Annotated in this window: 17 protein-coding genes; 10 read left to right on the top strand and 7 right to left on the bottom strand. The window is 72.6% G+C overall.

What is annotated here, in order from left to right:
* The first annotated feature begins 67 nt into the window (after positions 1–67).
* Positions 68–1,762 carry a phenylacetic acid degradation protein PaaN gene (paaN, locus tag IH48_RS0119060; RefSeq protein WP_030905611.1) on the top strand — a complete coding sequence of 565 codons (1,695 nt, stop codon included), beginning with the start codon at positions 68–70 and terminating at the stop codon, positions 1,760–1,762.
* Positions 1,763–1,791: 29 nt separating this feature from the next.
* On the opposite strand, the gene IH48_RS0119055 is transcribed toward paaN, so the two are convergent.
* Genes IH48_RS0119055 through IH48_RS0119045 form a run of 3 tightly spaced genes read right to left on the bottom strand, consistent with a single transcriptional unit; the run spans position 1,792 to position 4,501 of the window.
* The gene (locus tag IH48_RS0119055) at positions 1,792–2,493 is read right to left on the bottom strand and encodes a TrmH family RNA methyltransferase (protein ID WP_030905608.1); all 702 of its coding nucleotides are present in this window, start codon (positions 2,491–2,493) and stop codon (positions 1,792–1,794) included.
* Positions 2,490–3,722, bottom strand: coding sequence for an HTTM domain-containing protein (locus IH48_RS0119050; RefSeq protein WP_051840132.1), 1,233 nt, complete (start codon positions 3,720–3,722; stop codon positions 2,490–2,492). The genes IH48_RS0119055 and IH48_RS0119050 overlap by 4 nt, the downstream gene beginning before the upstream one ends.
* Before the next feature lie 14 nt (positions 3,723–3,736).
* Entirely contained in the window at positions 3,737–4,501 is a 765-nt protein-coding gene (locus tag IH48_RS0119045; protein WP_051840129.1) for a DUF5819 family protein, read from the bottom strand.
* A gap of 563 nt (positions 4,502–5,064) precedes the next feature.
* Here IH48_RS0119045 and paaA point away from each other — a divergent pair.
* From paaA to IH48_RS0119020, 5 genes are read left to right on the top strand one after another with little or no spacing between them, the layout of a single operon-like run.
* Entirely contained in the window at positions 5,065–6,063 is a 999-nt protein-coding gene (gene paaA / locus IH48_RS0119040; RefSeq protein WP_030905599.1) for a 1,2-phenylacetyl-CoA epoxidase subunit PaaA, read from the top strand.
* Entirely contained in the window at positions 6,060–6,350 is a 291-nt protein-coding gene (gene paaB, locus IH48_RS0119035; RefSeq protein WP_030905597.1) for a 1,2-phenylacetyl-CoA epoxidase subunit PaaB, read from the top strand. The genes paaA and paaB overlap by 4 nt, the downstream gene beginning before the upstream one ends.
* Positions 6,347–7,048: a 1,2-phenylacetyl-CoA epoxidase subunit PaaC gene (gene paaC, locus IH48_RS0119030; RefSeq protein WP_030905594.1), complete on the top strand. Its 702-nt coding sequence runs from the start codon at positions 6,347–6,349 to the stop codon at positions 7,046–7,048. Before paaB ends, paaC begins: the two co-directional genes overlap by 4 nt.
* Positions 7,042–7,599, top strand: a complete 558-nt coding sequence (gene paaD / locus IH48_RS0119025; protein WP_051840127.1) for a 1,2-phenylacetyl-CoA epoxidase subunit PaaD — start codon at positions 7,042–7,044, stop codon at positions 7,597–7,599. The genes paaC and paaD overlap by 7 nt, the downstream gene beginning before the upstream one ends.
* Entirely contained in the window at positions 7,600–8,649 is a 1,050-nt protein-coding gene (locus tag IH48_RS0119020) for a 2Fe-2S iron-sulfur cluster-binding protein (protein ID WP_030905588.1), read from the top strand. It abuts the gene before it with no gap.
* 131 nt (positions 8,650–8,780) lie between these two features.
* Here IH48_RS0119020 and IH48_RS0119015 read toward each other — a convergent pair whose 3' ends face one another.
* Positions 8,781–9,122 (bottom strand): rhodanese-like domain-containing protein, encoded by a 342-nt coding sequence (locus IH48_RS0119015; protein WP_030905585.1) that lies wholly within the window; start codon positions 9,120–9,122, stop codon positions 8,781–8,783.
* A gap of 40 nt (positions 9,123–9,162) precedes the next feature.
* On the bottom strand, positions 9,163–9,966 hold the full coding sequence (locus IH48_RS0119010; protein ID WP_078849851.1) for a hypothetical protein: 804 nt from the start codon (positions 9,964–9,966) through the stop codon (positions 9,163–9,165).
* 64 nt (positions 9,967–10,030) lie between these two features.
* Here IH48_RS0119010 and IH48_RS0119005 point away from each other — a divergent pair, with 64 nt between their 5' ends.
* The gene (locus IH48_RS0119005; RefSeq protein ID WP_030905579.1) at positions 10,031–10,690 is read left to right on the top strand and encodes a maleylpyruvate isomerase N-terminal domain-containing protein; all 660 of its coding nucleotides are present in this window, start codon (positions 10,031–10,033) and stop codon (positions 10,688–10,690) included.
* Positions 10,691–10,725: 35 nt separating this feature from the next.
* On the opposite strand, the gene IH48_RS0119000 is transcribed toward IH48_RS0119005, so the two are convergent.
* Positions 10,726–11,073 (bottom strand): winged helix-turn-helix transcriptional regulator, encoded by a 348-nt coding sequence (locus tag IH48_RS0119000; RefSeq protein WP_030905576.1) that lies wholly within the window; start codon positions 11,071–11,073, stop codon positions 10,726–10,728.
* Positions 11,074–11,231: 158 nt separating this feature from the next.
* On the opposite strand from IH48_RS0119000, the gene IH48_RS0118995 reads away from it, so the two are divergent.
* The 3 genes from IH48_RS0118995 (at position 11,232) to IH48_RS0118985 (ending at position 13,102) form a co-directional block, all read left to right on the top strand.
* The gene (locus IH48_RS0118995) at positions 11,232–11,846 is read left to right on the top strand and encodes an FMN-dependent NADH-azoreductase (protein ID WP_030905573.1); all 615 of its coding nucleotides are present in this window, start codon (positions 11,232–11,234) and stop codon (positions 11,844–11,846) included.
* Between the two features lie 131 nt (positions 11,847–11,977).
* Entirely contained in the window at positions 11,978–12,448 is a 471-nt protein-coding gene (locus IH48_RS0118990) for a glutaredoxin domain-containing protein (protein WP_051840124.1), read from the top strand.
* Positions 12,449–12,538: 90 nt separating this feature from the next.
* Positions 12,539–13,102 carry an isochorismatase family protein gene (locus IH48_RS0118985; RefSeq protein WP_030905567.1) on the top strand — a complete coding sequence of 188 codons (564 nt, stop codon included), beginning with the start codon at positions 12,539–12,541 and terminating at the stop codon, positions 13,100–13,102.
* Between the two features lie 61 nt (positions 13,103–13,163).
* On the opposite strand, the gene IH48_RS0118980 is transcribed toward IH48_RS0118985, so the two are convergent.
* Positions 13,164–14,033 carry an alpha/beta fold hydrolase gene (locus IH48_RS0118980; protein WP_037842515.1) on the bottom strand — a complete coding sequence of 290 codons (870 nt, stop codon included), beginning with the start codon at positions 14,031–14,033 and terminating at the stop codon, positions 13,164–13,166.
* Between the last annotated feature and the right edge of the window lie 295 nt (positions 14,034–14,328).

Genomic DNA, 14,328 nt, shown 5'->3' with positions numbered 1-14,328 from the left:
CGCGGACCGTCCGCCCACCGGCTCGACGACCCGCACACCCGGCTCGATGAGGAGTTGGTCCCACACCATGACCGCGCAGCTCAGCGTCCAGAAGCTCGCCGAGACCCGCAGGGCCACGCTCGACGAGGCGCTCGACGCCATCCGCACCCGCGCCTACTGGTCGCCCCACCCCGAGCACCCGAAGGCGTACGGCGAGACGGGCCCCGCCGACGGGCTCGCCGCGTTCGAGGCGCTGCGGGGCAGCCGATTCGAGCTCGGCCAGCCCGGCACGGACGGCTGGACGGGCGCCGAGACATCGCCGTACGGCCCGGCGCTCGGCGTCGAGTACCCGCACTCCGACGTGGACGAGCTGCTGCCCGCCATGCGGGCGGGCATGCGCGCGTGGCGCGAAGCCGGGCCCGAGACGCGCGCCCTGGTCTGCCTGGAGATCCTCGCGCGCATCTCCGCCCGTACGCACGAGTTCGCGCATGCGGTGATGCACACGAGCGGCCAGGCCTTCGTGATGGCGCTGCAGGCCGGCGGGGCCAACGCGCAGGACAGGGGCCTCGAAGCGGTGGCGTACGCGTACGCGGAGCAGACGCGCACGCCGGCGGCGGCGCCCTGGTCGAAGCCGCAGGGCAAGCGCGACCCGCTGGAGATGCGCAAGACGTTCACGGCGGTGCCGCGCGGCATCGCGCTGCTCGTCGGCTGCAACACGTTCCCGACGTGGAACGGCTACCCGGGCCTGTTCGCCTCCCTGGCCACGGGCAACCCCGTGCTGGTCAAGCCGCACCCCCGCGCGGTGCTGCCGCTGGCGATGACGGTGCGCGTGGCGCGCGAGGTGCTCGCGGAGGCCGGTTTCGACGCGAACCTGGTCGCGCTCGCCGTGGACCGCCCGGGCGAGGGCCTGGCCAAGGTGCTGGCGCTGCGCCCGGAGGTCCGCATCATCGACTACACGGGCTCGACGGCCTTCGGCGACTGGCTGGAGGAGCACGCGCGGCAGGCGCAGGTCTACACGGAGAAGGCCGGCGTGAACACCGTCGTCGTGGACTCCACGGACGACTACCGGGGCATGCTCGGCAACCTGGCGTTCTCGCTCTCCCTCTACAGCGGCCAGATGTGCACCACCCCGCAGAACCTGCTCATCCCGCGCGACGGCATCGGGACCGACGCGGGCCACAAGACGTACGACGAGGTCGTGGCCGACATCGCGGGGGCTGTGGACAAGCTTCTCGGCGACGACGCGCGAGCGAGCGCGCTGCTCGGCGCGCTCGTCAACCCGGACGTCAAGGCGCGCCTGGAGGCGGCCGCCGAGCTCGGCGAGGTGGCGCTCGCCTCGCGCGAGGTGGTCCACCCGGAGTTCCCTGACGCCGTGGTGCGCACGCCGCTGATCGTCAAGGCCGACGGATCGCACAAGGACGGGCAGGACACGGGCGAGGTGCCCTACCTCGCGGAGTGCTTCGGTCCCGTGTCGTTCGCGGTCGCCGTCGACTCCACGGGCGACGCGGTCGAGCTGCTGCGGCGCACGGTGCGCGAGAAGGGCGCCATGACGGTCGGCGCGTACACGACGTCCGCCGACGTGGAGGCCGCCGTGGAGGACGTCTGCCTGGAGGAGTCGGCGCAGCTGTCGCTGAACCTGACGGGCGGCGTGTACGTGAACCAGACGGCGGCGTTCTCCGACTTCCACGGTTCGGGCGGCAATCCGGCGGCGAACGCGGCGCTGTGCGACGCGGCGTTCGTGGCGAACCGCTTCCGTACGGTCGAGGTGCGCCGCCCGGTCTGACGCGGCGCCCGCGGCGGTGGCCCCGGCGCTCAGCCGGCCGGGGCCACCGGGATGTGCGCGTACCGCTGGATCCAGGCGTGCATGGCGATCGCGGCAGCCGCCCCGGCGTTGATCGAGCGCGTCGAGCCGAACTGCGCGATGGAGCACACCATCGCCGCGTGGGCGCGCGCCTCCTCGGTGAGCCCCGGGCCCTCCTGGCCGAACAGGAGGACGCAGCGTCGGGGAAGTTCGGTGTGCTCAAGGGGCACGGCGCCCGGCAGGTTGTCGATGCCGATGACCGGCAGGTCCTCGGCATCGGCCCACGAGGTCAGCTCGGCCGTGCCGGCGTGGTGGCGCACATGCTGGTAGCGGTCGGTGACCATGGCGCCGCGCCGGTTCCAGCGGCGCCGCCCGACGATATGGATCTCGCGGGCCAGGAAGGCGTTGGCCGTGCGGACCACGGAGCCGATGTTGAAGTCGTGGTTCCAGTTCTCCACGGCCACGTGGAAGTCGTGCCGGCGCGTGTCCAGGTCGGCGACGATCGCCTCGCGCCGCCAGTAGCGGAACCGGTCGGCCACATTGCGCCGGTCGCCTGCCGCGAGCAGCGCGGGGTCGTAGCGGTCGTCCGCCGGCCAGGGCCCGGGGTGGGGCCCCACGCCGACCTCGGGGCCGAACCCCTCGTCGTACTGCGCCGGCTCCCCGGCCGTCGCACCGCTGGCCTGCGCGCCACCGGTCGGCGTGTCACTGCTCATCCGATGAGGGTACGGCTCTCCTCGGTGCTGTCCCGCCGCTGGCCCGGCAGGGGGGCCGCCCGCCGCAGCACCCGGGCCCGCCCCCGGGCGACCCTGCCGCCCAGCCACAGCAGGAACCCCGTCGGGAGGAACACCGCGTCCGCGGTGATCATGGCGAGGGAGAAGAACGGGAGCCCCAGCAGGACGGCGATGCCCGCGTGCTCGATCATCATGCCCACCAGCAGGACGTTCTTGACGCGCCTGTTGACCAGCGTGAACGGGAAGGCGACCTGCACCATCACCGTCCCGTAGGAGAACAGCAGCACGAACAGGCTGCTGGCGGCGAGCAGCCCGGACAGGTGCGGCCACGGCGTGAAGTAGTCGAGCTTCAGCGGGTAGTACAGCGCGGTGCCGTCCTCCCAGCGCGTGCCCTGGATCTTGTACCAGCCGGCGGTGGCATAGACGAAGCAGACCTCCGCGGCGATCACGAGGAGGGCCGCGTTGTGGAAGAGGTTCGCGAAGACGTCGAGGAGCGAGCGCTCCTGGCCACCGGGCGCGTACCGGTTCGCCGCCCACCACAGGCCGTGCGCCGCCCAGCCGCCCCAGAGCAGGACCTGCATCCACAGCTGGATGTCGACGCGGCCGGTCACCGCGCCGGCGACGAGGAACGCGCCCATGACCGCCCACAGGGCGGGTCCGACCCGGTCCGCCCGGCCGGCGCGCGCCGGCGCGGCCGCACGGCGCGCGTCCAGCGACCAGACCTGGCCGCACCGCGTGAACACCAGGTAGATCGCCATCAGGTGGATGACGTTGTCGCCGCCGTCGCCGAGGAAGACGGAGCGGTTCTGCAGGGACAGCACGCCGAACATGAAGAGGAACGACATCGTCCTGGTTCGCCAGCCGAGCATCAGCAGCAGGCTGGAGATGACCGCGACGGCGTAGACGATCTCGAACCAGACGGCGCTGTCCGACCACATCAGCCCGCTGAAGGCGCCGTTCCCGGCGATCAGCTGCTTGGCCAGACCCCAGCTCCAGGGCGCGTCGGGTCCGTACATCTCGTTCCTGTGCGGCAATTCGCGCAGCAGGAAGGCGAACCAGGTGCCGGCGAAGCCGATGCGGATGAGGGCGCTCTGGTACCGGCCGAACGAGGTGGCCGTGACGCGCTGGAGGGCGCGCGCGATCCGCTCCAGCGGGTCGCGCTCGCGGTCGGGGCGGCGCGGCGCGGCCGGGGCAGGGGCCGGGGGCGGCATGGGCGTCGGGGTGCTCACTTCGCGGCCCCCTCGGTCCCGCTCGCGGCGACGACGGACTTGTCCACACCGCCGGGCACGTCGGACGGCCCGACCGTCCACCACGGGAAGGTGCGGTAGGAGGTGCGGGTGTCGGTGCTCTCCTCGGCGTACGGCGGCGGCGCGACGTTCATGGTCGCGGACCGTACCTGGATGCCGGCCATCGCCTCCCCCGGGTGGTCCCGGCCGAGCCGCAGCACGACGAGGCGGCGCATGTACGCCTCGGAGAGCTTGCCCCTCGTGCCGATCGGCCGCTCCTTGGAGTCGTGCGTCTGCGTGAAGTAGTCCCAGGCGCGGCGGAGCTCGTTCTGCTGGGTGTGGCTGGGCAGCGGGTTGTGCCGGATCGCGGCGGCGTCCTGCGCCGACAGGTCGGTCCAGGGGCCTGTGGACATCCGTCCGGAGGCGTCCTTGATCCGGGCCCGCGCCTGGACGTGCACGTTCTGCTGCAACGGGTTGGGCGCGAACAGCTTCCAGTTCTGCTCGAACTCGGGGTTCACCCACCGGTTGATCAGCTGCGAGTGCTGCTTGGAGACCGTGTTGGCGGGGGCCACGTAGAAGAAGACCATCGCCAGGTGGACGCAGACGACGGCGAGCACGGCGACGATCCCGGCGCCGGCGACCCACCGGTAGCGGCGGGACAGGCCGGCTATCCCCGCCCCGGGCGGCCGCGGCCCCCCGGCCGCTCCGTCCTGTGCGGCCGCGCCGCCGGGACCGGAGTCCGCGCCGCCGGCGTCCGGAGCCACGGGGGCAGGGCCGCAGGCGCCGGGATGCCCAGCGCCTGGGCGGCCCGCCTCCCAAGCCGGGGCGCCGGTGCCAGGACCGCCCGAGCCGGAGGCCCCGCCTCCCGAGTCGGCGCCCGCACCGACGGGACCGGAAGACTGGCCCCCGGCGTCCGCCGCCACAGGGCCCGGGTCCCAGGCACCGGGATGCCCGATGCCAGAACCGTCCGTCTCCGGAGCGGAGGCGCCAGTGCCCAGGTCGCCAGGGCCGGTGGCCGGGTCGCCGGGGCCGGAAGCAGCATCCCCGGCGTCCGGAGGCACCGGGCCAGGGCCCCAGGCACCGGGGCGCCCGGTGCCGAGGCGGGTCGGGCCCGGCGCGGGAGCGTCCCACGGATGCGGCGCGCCGGGCCCCGTTCCCTCGGGCCCCACGGGCCCGCCCGCGCCCGTCCCCCTGTCCCCGTGCGAATCCATCCCGCCCCGATCCGTGTCGCTCCCGCGAGCCAGTTATCCACAGGGTTGACACCCTACGGGCCGTCGACCGACCATTGAAGTCCGGGAACCGAACGATCGGTCGGTAGGGAGTCGTGATGACGGCAGTGGCGGGTGGGGCGAGCGCGGCCGAGGGCGCCGGGAGCGGCGAGGACGCCTTCCTGGCGGCGTTCGACGCCGCCGTGGCGGCCGAGGAGCGCATCGAGCCGCGGGACTGGATGCCGGACGCCTACCGCGCGACGCTGGTACGGCAGATGGCTCAGCACGCGCACTCGGAGATCATCGGCATGCAGCCGGAGGCCAACTGGATCACCCGTGCCCCCTCACTGCGGCGCAAGGCGATCCTGATGGCCAAGGTGCAGGACGAGGCGGGGCACGGCCTGTACCTCTACAGCGCCACGGAGACGCTCGGCACGGGCAGGGACGAGCTGCTCGACAAGCTGCACGCGGGCCGCCAGAAGTACTCGTCGATCTTCAACTACCCGACACTGACCTGGGCGGACGTCGGCGCGATCGGCTGGCTCGTGGACGGTGCCGCGATCACGAACCAGGTCCCGCTGTGCCGCTGCTCCTACGGCCCCTACGCCCGCGCGATGATCCGCATCTGCAAGGAGGAGTCCTTCCACCAGCGCCAGGGGTTCGAGCTGCTGCTCGCGTTGAGCGAGGGCACCCCCGAGCAGCACGCGATGGCGCAGGACGCGGTGGACCGCTGGTGGTGGCCGTCGCTCATGATGTTCGGCCCGCCGGACGGCGAATCCGCCCATTCGGCCCAGTCCACCGCCTGGAAGATCAAGCGGTTCTCCAACGACGAGCTGCGGCAGCGGTTCGTGGACATCTGCGTCCCGCAGGCCGAGGCGCTCGGCCTCACGCTCCCCGACCCGGACCTCAGGTGGAACGAGGACAAGGGCGGACACGACTTCGGCGCGATCGACTGGTCGGAGTTCCAGGCGGTGCTCAAGGGCAACGGCCCGTGCAACGAGGAGCGGATAACGCAGCGCCGCCGCGCCCATGAGGACGGCGCGTGGGTGCGGGACGCGGCGGCGGCGTACGCGGCGAAGCAGGCGGCGGGTTCTGACGAGAAGGCGGTAGCGGCATGAGCGAGCAGACGGAGTGGCCCCTGTGGGAGGTGTTCGTGCGCTCGCGGCGCGGCCTGTCCCACACGCATGCGGGCAGTCTGCACGCGCCGGACGCGGAGCTGGCCCTGCGCAATGCGCGCGACCTCTACACCCGGCGCGGTGAGGGCGTGTCCCTCTGGGTCGTGCCCTCCGCCGCGATCACGGCCTCCTCGCCCGACGAGAAGGACCCGTTCTTCGCCCCGGCCGCCGACAAGCCCTACCGGCACCCGACGTTCTACGAGATCCCCGAGGGGGTGAAGCACCTGTGAGCGCCGCACTGGCCCTCGCCGACGACGCGCTGGTGCTCTCGCACCGGCTGGGGGAGTGGGCGGGCCACGCGCCCGTCCTTGAGGAGGAGGTCGCGCTCGCCAACATCGCGCTCGACCTGCTCGGCCAGGCAAGGTCGCTGTACTCCCTCGTCGGCGACGAGGACGAGCTGGCCTACCTCCGTGAGGAACGGGCCTTCCGCAACGTGCAGTTGGTGGAGCAGCCAGACGGCGACTTCGCGCACACGATCGCCCGCCAGCTCTACTTCTCCGCCTACCAGCTCCCCCTCTACCGTGCGCTGGCCGCCACGGACAGCGCCCTGGCACCGCTCGCGGCCAAGGCCGCCAAGGAGGTCGAGTACCACCTGGACCACGCCCGGTTGTGGACGCTCAGGCTGGGCGACGGCACGGACGAGAGCCATACGCGCATGCAGCGTGCCTGCACGGCGCTGTGGAAGTTCACCGGCGAGCTGTTCCAGCCCGTCGAGGGACTCGACGCCGATCCGGCGGCCCTGGAGGCCGAGTGGCTGGTGGACATAGGGGAGGTGCTGGAGCGCGCCACGCTGACGCTGCCCGACGGGCCGAGGCGGGGCGGCTGGGCGGCGGGCGCCGGGCGGCAGGGCCTGCACACCGAGCCGTTCGGCCGGATGCTCGCCGAGATGCAGCACCTGCACCGCAGCCACCCGGGTGCGACATGGTGACGGGCGCGCGCTCCGCGCCGCCGCCCACGCCGCGAACGCCGCCCGGCGCCGGCGAGACGGCGCTGGAGCGCGAGCTGCGCCGGCTGGCCGGCGCCGTGCCCGACCCCGAGCTGCCGGTCGTGACGCTCGCCGAGCTCGGCGTGCTGCGTGACGTGCGGGTGGAGTACGCGGGCGACGGGCACCGGGCGGTCCGGGTCGAGCTCACGCCGACGTACACGGGCTGCCCCGCGATAGAGACGATGGCCACCGACATAGAGCAGGTGCTGCACACGCACGGCGAGCGTGACGTCTCGGTGGTCACGGTGCTTTCGCCGCCCTGGTCGACCGACGACATCAGCGCGGAAGGGCGGCGCAAGCTCGACGAGTCGGGCATCGCGCCGCCCCGGCCGCGCGGCGCGGACGGCGCGGTGGCGCTCTCCCTCACGATCCGCTGCCCGCACTGCGGGTCCACGGCCACCGAGTTGCTGAGCAGGTTCTCCTCCACCGCGTGCAAGGCGCTGCGCCGCTGCACGGCGTGCGGAGAGCCGTTCGACCACTTCAAGGAGTTGTAGATGTTCCATCCGCTCCGGGTCAGCGAGGTCGAACGCCTCACGGACGACGCGGTCGCCCTCACCTTCGAGGTGCCGCCCGAGCTGCGCGGGTCCTTCCTGCACACGCCCGGCCAGCACATCGCGCTGCGCAGGACGGGCGAGGACGGCGAGGAGGTCAGGCGCACGTACTCGATCTGCGCGCCCGCAGGTGCGGAGCCGCTGCTGCGGGTCGGGGTGCGGCTGGTGGAGGGCGGCGCGTTCTCCCCGTACGCGTTCAAGGGCCTGGCCGTGGGCGACACGGTCGAGGTGATGGAGCCGACGGGCCGGTTCGTGCTGGAGCCCAGGCCGGGGCGGTTCGCGGCGGTCGTCGGCGGCAGCGGGATCACGCCGGTGCTCTCGATCGCCTCGACGCTCCTCGCGCGCGAGCCCAAGGCCCGGTTCTGCCTGGTGCGCAGTGACCGTACGGTCGCGTCGACGATGTTCCTGGACGACGTGGCCGACCTGAAGGACCGCTACCCCGACCGCTTCCAGCTGGTCACCGTAGTGTCGCGGGAGGAGCAGCAGGCGGGCCTGCCGGCGGGCAGGCTGGACCGCGAGCGGCTCACCAGGCTGCTGCCCTCGCTGCTGCCCGTGGCGGATGTCGACGGCTGGTTCCTGTGCGGGCCGCTCGGCCTCGTGGCGGGCGCCGACCGTGCGCTGCGCGGGCTCGGCGTCGACCGTAGCCGCATCCACCAGGAGATCTTCCACGTGGACGCGGTGAGCGAGGCGATACCCGCACCGGCGCCCCCGGCGGCGGGCTCCACGCTCACGGCCACGCTCGCGGGCCGGTCCGGCAGCTGGCCGGTCCAGGCGGGCGAGCCGCTGCTCGAGACGGTGCTCAGGGCGCGCGCGGACGCGCCGTACGCGTGCAGGGGCGGTGTCTGCGGCACGTGCAGGGCGTTCCTCGTCTCGGGCGAGGTCACCATGGACCGCAACTTCGCGCTGGAGCCGGAGGAGACGGAGGCCGGCTACGTGCTGGCATGCCAGTCACACGCGGTGACGCCGCAGGTGGAGCTCGACTTCGACAGGTGAGGCGCCGGCAGGGCGGCCGGCACCCGGCGATCGGCTCGCCGGCGGTCCGCGCAAGGGGACGACGCCCGGCGGCCGATGACCGTGCGGACTCGGTCCGCGGCGGCGCGCCCGAGCGGGCTCGCGGGCGCGGGCTACAGGACGGTGGCGGAGCCGTTGTCGCTGACCAGGGGGCGTCCGGCGCCGTCCCAGGCCATCATGCCGCCGTCGACGTTGACCGCGTCCACGCCCTGCTGCACGAGGTACTGGGTGACCTGCGCCGACCGGCCGCCCGACCTGCACACCACGTAGGCGGTGCGGCCGTCGGACACGGCCTCGGAGACCTCGCCGAAGCGGTCGACGAACGCGCTCATCGGCACGTGCAGCGCGCCTTCGGCGTGGCCGGCGGACCACTCGTCGTCCTCCCTGACGTCGATCAGGAGGGCGTCGGCGGGCAGCGAGCCGACGTCGACGGAGGGCAGCGCGGCAAAGCTCATGGTCATGCTCTCTTCTAGGTTCGGGCCTGTCCTCCCGAACCTACTGCACGAGCTCGCCGAGCTCGGCCTCACGCTCGGCGACCTGCGCGAGCAGCTGCTCGGCGACCTCTTCCAGCAGCCGGTCGGGGTCGTCGGGCGCCATTCGCAGCATGGCGCCGATGGCGGACTCCTCCAGGTCCTTCGCCAGCAGCGTGAGCAGCTCCTTGCGCTGCGAGAGCCATTCGAGCCGCGCGTAGAGCTGCTCGCTCTCGGTGAGCGGCGTGGGCTTCGGGGCCGGCCCCGCCTCCCACTCCGCGGCGAGCTCCTTCAGCAGCGCCTCGTCGCCGCGCCCGTACGCGCCGTTCACGCGCGCGATGAACTCCTCGCGGCGGGCCCGCTCGTCCTCCTCCTGCGCGAGGTCGGGGTGCGCCTTGCGGGCGAGCTCGCGGTAGAGCTTGCGCGCCTCGTCGCTCGGCCGCACGCGGCGCGGCGGTCGTACGGGCTGCTCGGTGAGCATCGCGGCGGCCTCGGGGGAGAGCCCGTCGGAGTCGAGCCAGTCGTGGAACAGCTCCTCGACGCCCGGCATCGGCTGGACCATGCCGCGCGCCTCCTGCGCCTTGCGCAGGTCCTCGGGGTCGCCGCTGCGCCGCGCCCTGGCCTCGGCGATCAGGGCGTCGAGCTCGTCGAGGCGGGCGTACATGGGGCCGAGCCGCTGGTGGTGCAGTCGCGAGAAGTTCTCGACCTCGATCCTGAACGTCTCAAGGGCGATCTCGAACTCGATGAGGGCGTGCTCGGCCGCCCGCACGGCACGCTCGAGCCGGGCGCTCTGGGGTTCGTGGGCTTCAGGGGGTACGTCCTGCGTCACCCGGCCAGCCTAGTGGCCCCGGCCGCCGCCCCGCCCCGCACCGTGTCCGCGATACGGTCCCGCCATGTCCCGTTCAGCCGAAGCCGAACCGACGCCCGCCTCCCCCGTCACGCCTGACGACCTGGACCATGCCGTCAGGCTCGCCGTCGACGTGCTTCGCACGGCGCCCGCGGAGGCGTGGGACGGCAAGGCCGGTTCGCTGGAGTGGGACTGCTGGGAGACCGTCGAGCACCTCGCCGACGACCTGTTCTTCTACGCCGCCCAACTCGGCCCGAGGCAACCGCCGCTGGACACCCACGTCCCCTTCGACATGCGGAAGAAGCGGCCTGGCGGGCCCACGAACATGGTCTTCGCGGACCGTGACGCGGGCCCGGGCGGCCTGATGCAGGTGCTGGAGGCGAGCGCCGCGCTGCTGGTCGCCATGGTGCGGACGACACCGGACGAGACCCGCGCCTACCACGTGTTCGGGGTTTCGGACCCCGAGGGCTTCGCGGCGATGGGCGTGGTGGAGACGCTGGTGCACACGCACGACCTGGCGGACGGGCTCGGGCTCTCCTGGACGCCGCCCGCCGGCCTCTGCGCCCGGACGCTCGCCCGGCTGTTCCCCGACGCCCCGGCGACGACGGACCCCTGGCCGACCCTGCTGTGGGCGACCGGGCGCGCCGAACTCCCCGGGCACCCCCGCCTCACCACATGGCGCTGGGACGGCACACCCCGGGCGTAGACCCTGGCGGGGCCGGCTCCGACAACAGACTGCTACTAGCAGCTGCCCTTCGGGATCCCCATGTGTGATTCCGCCCACCTCAGCAGCTCGTTGAGCGCGGGCTCCATCGCCGCGCCGCTCTCCGTGAGCCGGTAGGCGACCCTCAGCGGCGGGCCATCGTCCACCTCGCGCACGACCAGCCCGGCCGAGCCGAGCTCGCTCAGCCGGTCGGAGAGCATGCGCTCGCTGATGCCCGGAATGGCCCTCCTGAGCTCGGAGAAGTGCACCGGGTGCGCCAGGAGTACGGAGATGATCGGGCCCGTCCAGCGCTTTCCGAGCAGCTCGAAGACGCGAGTGATCCCCGCGTCCACCTGTTTGCACGCGTCTTCGCTGTGCTGCGCCATGCCTCACAGCCTAGTGGGAGCACTGACCTTCCTGTCGGGGATGAAAAAAAGTAAGGAACTGTGTTATCCATAGGTAGGGACGGAAGGTTCAACGCTCAACCATAACTTCCGCCGCACCGCCCTACCCCGTCATGCCCTGATCCATTGGAGAGCTCCCCATGGCCACGCTTCTGCACATCGACTCGTCCCTCTTCCCCGAGGGCTCGGCGTCGCGTGAGGTCACCGCCAAGTTCGTCGAGGCCTGGAAGGAGCAGCACCCGGCCGGCACCGTGGTCTACCGGGACCTGGCCGCACAGCCGCTCCCGCACCTCGACGCCGCCGCTGCCGCCGCGGGCAAGGACCACTCCCTGCGCGCGGAGCTCGCCGCCGAGCTGGAGGCCGCGGACGCCATCCTCATCGGCGCCCCGATGTACAACTTCACCATCCCGTCGAGCCTGAAGGCCTGGCTCGACCACGCGATCATCGCGGGCCACAACGCCACTCCCGACTCCGCCGTCGGCAAGAAGCCCTTCACGATCGTGGCCAGCCGCGGCGGCTCCTACGCGCCCGGCACCCCGCGCGAGGACTTCGAGTTCGTGCAGAACTACCTGCGCAAGGTCCTGGAGGGCATGTTCGGGGCCACCGACATCGAGTTCATCGTGCCCGAGCTGACCCTGGCCCCCGTCAAGGAGGAGATGGCCGCGCTGCGCCCGCTGGCCGCCAAGTCCCGCGAGCAGGCGCACGAGCAGGCCGCCACCAAGGCCAAGGACCTCGCCACCCGCCTGGCGGCCTGACCACCCGCCCCACGCGAGCGCAGGGGTGGCACCCGGCCGCCCCTGCCTCCCCCTGGCCACCCGGGCCCCCGGGCCCCCTGACTCCCTGACCCCCTGGCCGCCGTCATCCCCCGCCGATAGCGTGTCTGTCCATGAGACGCGTATGGGGACCGCCGGCACTGCTCCTGGTCTGCGGCCTGGTCGTATCGGCCGGGCTGTACGTCAGCGGATCCACGGCCGTGTCGCTCGCGTTCCTGCTGTTCTTCATCCTCTACGCGGGCGTCAGCTCCCCTCTCTTCTTCCCGAGGTCGACGGACGCGGCGGAAGCCGAGCGCCGCGCCGCTGCCGACGGCCGCCCGGTCGTCTTCTGGCGCCCCGGCTGCACGTACTGCATCCGCCTGCGCATGCGACTCGGCCACCGCGCCGGGCAGTTGCACTGGGTGAACATCTGGTCCGACCCGGAAGCGGCGGCGGCCGTACGGGCCGTCAACGAGGGCAACGAGACGGTGCCGACGGTCTTCGTCGCGAACAGCCCCCACACCAACCCCGACCCGGCATGGGTACGCGAACAGCTCGCCCGCCCCGCGTACGCGGCTGAGACCGAGCGGGAGGAGCGCCCGTAACCGCTGCCGTTGTCAGTGCCCCGGCCTACTGTGTGGACAACGCCAGGTCCGTGACCGTGACGACAAGCAGGACGACAAACGGGAGTTCACTTGACAACGCTGCCCGATCGGCCGAACACCGCGCTGCTCGTCATCGACGTCCAGCAGGGGGTGATGGCAGGCACTCACGACCGCGATGGCGTGGTCGCGAACATCAACACGCTGGTGGGCAAGGCCCGCGCCGAGAACGTGACCGTGGTGTGGGTGCAGCATTCCGACGACGACCTCGAGCGGGGCAGTGAGCCCTGGCAGTACGTGCGGGAGCTGGTGCGCCAGGACGCCGAGCCCCTCGTCCACAAGAACTACGGTGACTCGTTCGAGGACACCGAGTTGGAAGGGCTGCTCGCCGAGCGCGGCGTCGGCCGGCTCGTCGTGACGGGCGCCGCGACGGACGCGTGCATCCGCTCGACGCTGCACGGAGCCTTCGCCCGCGGGTACGACGTGACCCTGGTCGGCGACGCGCACACGACGGGGGACCTCACCGAGTACGGCGCGCCCACCCCGGAACAGGTGATCGCACACACCAACCTCTACTGGCAGTGGCAGGAAGCACCCGGCCGCCGGGCAGGGACCGTCGACACGGCGAAGGTGGCGTTCGCGGCGGACGCCGGCTGACCCGTGCCCTGGCCCGGCGTCCCCCGCCGGGCGCAGGGCGCCGGGCCGCGCGGCGGGCGTGTCACAGCGTGCTGATCAGCTCATCGAGCATGCCGTCGACACGGCCCACAACCACCGAGAGGTGTCCCTCGCCTTCTTCGAGGTGGGCCACGGCACCGGGGATGTTCGCCGCGAGCCACTGGCCGTAGGAGAACGGCACCATCAGGTCTTCCGTTCCCTGCCAGACGAAGGCGGGCACCGTGATTTCGTCGAGTGCGAATCCCCAGGGCTTGACGAACGCGAGGTCGTCGTCGACCCAACCGTCCACACCGGTCCGCAGCCCCTCCGAGAAGTTGGCCGCCAGGTCATCGCCGAGTTCCCGCGTCAGGACCGCCTTGTCGATCGCGGGCAGCAGGCTCTCCAGGCCGGCGATCAGTCCCGCCGTGTCGGTGTCGCGCAGTCCGGCCGCCTCGTTCTCCAGCCACGGCCGCAGGGTCGCCTCGCCCTCCAGGGACAGCTCCACCTCCTCGACGTTCTGCTCTCCCATTCCCGCCATGTAGTCCAGATCCGGCACTCCGTACGGTGCGACACCGGCGATGGCGGTCACGCCTGCCACCCTGTCCGGCAGGCGTGCCGCCGTGGCCAGGGCGTGCGGCCCACCGCCCGACCACCCGGCGACCAGACAGCGCGGGGCTCCGAGATGGTCGAGAACCGCTCGCACATCCCCGGCCGCGTCCACGATCTCCCGGCCGGCCGCGCGCGTGGACCCGCCGTACCCGGCCCGCGAGAAGGTCACGAGGCGCAGGCCCCGCTCATGGGCAGCGTGCTGCAGGAAGCGGAACGGCGTCACGGCGCCGGGTGTGCCGTGGTGGAAGACCAGCGGCACTCCCCCCTCGGGCCCGCTCACGGCCATGTCGAGCTGCCGGCCGTCGGGCATCGCGATTGTCGTCATACCTGGAACTATGCACGGCTCCGGTCGTCCGCCGCGATCCGGCCCCGGCATCAAGGAGCCTCAGGGGCCTGCGGGCGGCGCGTCCCTTCGTGTCCCTTCGTCGGGGACGGTCGCCGGCCGCCGGCCGCCTGGGAGTCTGCCCGTACCGCTTCTTGAAGCCGCGGGTGAAGTGACTGCTGTCCGAGAAGTGCCGGCGTGCAGTTGCCGCCGTGCGCGCTCCAGCCGTCCGCGGCGGACGTACGCCGTCGACTACTGCGGCCTCGAACTCGAAGCCGCCTGACCGCACCCTCAACGG

The sequence above is a fragment of the Streptomyces sp. NRRL F-5126 genome (assembly GCF_000721265.1).
Classification (GTDB): domain Bacteria; phylum Actinomycetota; class Actinomycetes; order Streptomycetales; family Streptomycetaceae; genus Streptomyces.
This window is presented reverse-complemented; position numbering and strand designations above follow the sequence as displayed.

Excerpts from the sequence above, each read along its gene's own strand:
- IH48_RS0119015 (WP_030905585.1), bottom strand. The coding sequence starts at position 9,122 with ATGAGCTTTGCCGCGCTGCCCTCCGTCGACGTCGGCTCGCTGCCCGCC.
- IH48_RS0119000 (WP_030905576.1), bottom strand. The coding sequence starts at position 11,073 with ATGGCGCAGCACAGCGAAGACGCGTGCAAACAGGTGGACGCGGGGATC.
- paaB (WP_030905597.1), top strand. The coding sequence starts at position 6,060 with ATGAGCGAGCAGACGGAGTGGCCCCTGTGGGAGGTGTTCGTGCGCTCG.
- IH48_RS0119050 (WP_051840132.1), bottom strand. The coding sequence starts at position 3,722 with ATGCCGCCCCCGGCCCCTGCCCCGGCCGCGCCGCGCCGCCCCGACCGC.
- paaA (WP_030905599.1), top strand. The coding sequence starts at position 5,065 with ATGACGGCAGTGGCGGGTGGGGCGAGCGCGGCCGAGGGCGCCGGGAGC.
- IH48_RS0119020 (WP_030905588.1), top strand. The coding sequence starts at position 7,600 with ATGTTCCATCCGCTCCGGGTCAGCGAGGTCGAACGCCTCACGGACGAC.
- IH48_RS0119005 (WP_030905579.1), top strand. The coding sequence starts at position 10,031 with ATGTCCCGTTCAGCCGAAGCCGAACCGACGCCCGCCTCCCCCGTCACG.
- paaD (WP_051840127.1), top strand. The coding sequence starts at position 7,042 with ATGGTGACGGGCGCGCGCTCCGCGCCGCCGCCCACGCCGCGAACGCCG.
- IH48_RS0118995 (WP_030905573.1), top strand. The coding sequence starts at position 11,232 with ATGGCCACGCTTCTGCACATCGACTCGTCCCTCTTCCCCGAGGGCTCG.
- IH48_RS0119055 (WP_030905608.1), bottom strand. The coding sequence starts at position 2,493 with ATGAGCAGTGACACGCCGACCGGTGGCGCGCAGGCCAGCGGTGCGACG.
- IH48_RS0118990 (WP_051840124.1), top strand. The coding sequence starts at position 11,978 with ATGAGACGCGTATGGGGACCGCCGGCACTGCTCCTGGTCTGCGGCCTG.
- IH48_RS0118980 (WP_037842515.1), bottom strand. The coding sequence starts at position 14,033 with ATGACGACAATCGCGATGCCCGACGGCCGGCAGCTCGACATGGCCGTG.
- paaN (WP_030905611.1), top strand. The coding sequence starts at position 68 with ATGACCGCGCAGCTCAGCGTCCAGAAGCTCGCCGAGACCCGCAGGGCC.